Source organism: Catenovulum agarivorans YM01 (assembly GCF_000281085.1).
Classification (GTDB): Bacteria; Pseudomonadota; Gammaproteobacteria; order Enterobacterales; family Alteromonadaceae; genus Catenovulum; species Catenovulum agarivorans.
Map to the genome: position 1 here is coordinate 1 of NZ_AJWM01000121.1, position 1,640 is coordinate 1,640.

A 1,640-nucleotide genomic window follows, 5' to 3' on the forward strand; every position below is an offset into this window, starting at 1 on the left:
CCCAAATGTCACTTACCCAACTTGTAAAATCATCCCAAGTGTCACTTGCCCAACTAGTTAAATCATCCCAAGTATCACTTGCCCAATCGGTAAAATCATCCCAAGTATCACTAACCCAGCTAGTAAAATCGTCCCAAGCATCGCTTGCCCAGTCGCTAATATCATTCCAAATTTCACTTGCCCAATCAGTAAAGTCATTCCAAGCATCATTTACAAGCTCTGTAGCGTTGTCCCAAGTTTCATTTGCCCAATCAGTTATAGAATCCCATGCGGCCCCCATCCAACCCGAAAAACCATCCCAAAGATCGACAACGCCATCCCACAAACCAGACAACTGATCACCTAAATATCCAAGCGCATTATTTATAGCGTTCAGAATATCTTCATGCAGGTTTGAGTCTAAATCATCACAAAAGCCTGGAGCACCAAATAAGCCAGTATCTAAACCATTTCTTGCTTCAGCTAATTGATCATGTGTAAACCCCATTGATTCACCTAGTGCATATGCCACTGAATTACTATTGTCAAATACAATGCCATAACTTTCTCCTTGATTGTTGATATCTGTAATTTCCTGATTCATGGAGTCGATGAATGGTTGTAAATCAGCTAAGCTATCAGCCGTATAAACTGTAACATCATCATGAATGTTTGAATTTGAGAAAGAGATATCGTTATAAGCTAAAATGTCGTCAAACGGAGTTCCAACACCCTGAACCTCACCATCACTGCTTGTAGATAAGCCATGGAACTGCTGAATAGGTTGATTCGTTGAATCATTGTAGATTCCCCAGAATAAATGCGATGCTTGCAAGTAGCCTCCAGCTAAGTGATGTGCACCTAATCGAATTGAATATGTTGGGTTATTGGAATCAGTTCTTGTATTTGTACTACTAGTATTATTTGTTCCCGAGGTATTATCATTACTACATGTCATCAATATTTCCTTTAAATTTTAGTTAACAATTATTATTTTCGTTTCTTCGATAAACCATAATCTCTTCTAGTTGATCACCTCCTATAAATTCTAGTTGAAAAGTGGTTCTAATAATTTCACTACATTTTTTTGTAAAAATATATCCGTCATATATATGAACAGTAGCTGAAATGCTGCATCTTAAAATAGCCTTTTTGTCACATGTAAAGCCTTTTTGATTTAGTGACCTATAAATGTATTCTATGCCTGTATTAATTGGATAATGTGTGTATATCCTTTCAAGCACTAAATTTTTACTCTGTTGGAAACTTTCCAATTCCTCACCTTCAATCCAATAAACCAATCCGGTCCTATTGTTAAAAACAGAAGACATATTTGAGTTTTCGAAAGCTTTAGGAAAAGAATGTCCGTTTGTGGATAGCCCAATGCAGCCAAATAAAGTAAATAAGACCATAATGGTTAAAACATAATGTATTTTCTTAGTCATTTTTATCTTTCCTTCAAAATTAATTCAAATTTATAATTTCTAGTTCGCTTTCGTAGTTTTTCCACTGCTCAAGTCTATCTTTATAAAAGGGTTGTCTAACTTGCTCTGTACTTGGGGTTTTCACCGCGCGTTTTGTCTGGTGAAAATTCATGGAACCTGTTACAAAAAGCCAAGCTACCATTAAGCAACTTGGCTTTTTGTGACTAGGCTTAATTA

General features: G+C 36.2%; 3 protein-coding genes. All 3 read right to left on the bottom strand.

Annotation, left to right across the window (positions count from 1 at the left end; genetic code table 11):
• The coding region (locus WSC_RS21640; RefSeq protein ID WP_040393745.1) for a phage tail protein at positions 1 to 937 on the bottom strand (937 nt) is incomplete at its 3' end.
• Positions 938 to 959: 22 nt separating this feature from the next.
• Positions 960 to 1,424 carry a hypothetical protein gene (locus WSC_RS0102560; protein ID WP_016954341.1) on the bottom strand — a complete coding sequence of 155 codons (465 nt, stop codon included), beginning with the start codon at positions 1,422 to 1,424 and terminating at the stop codon, positions 960 to 962.
• Positions 1,425 to 1,443: 19 nt separating this feature from the next.
• On the bottom strand, positions 1,444 to 1,640 hold a 197-nt coding region (locus tag WSC_RS25210; protein WP_237716275.1), incomplete at its 5' end, for a hypothetical protein.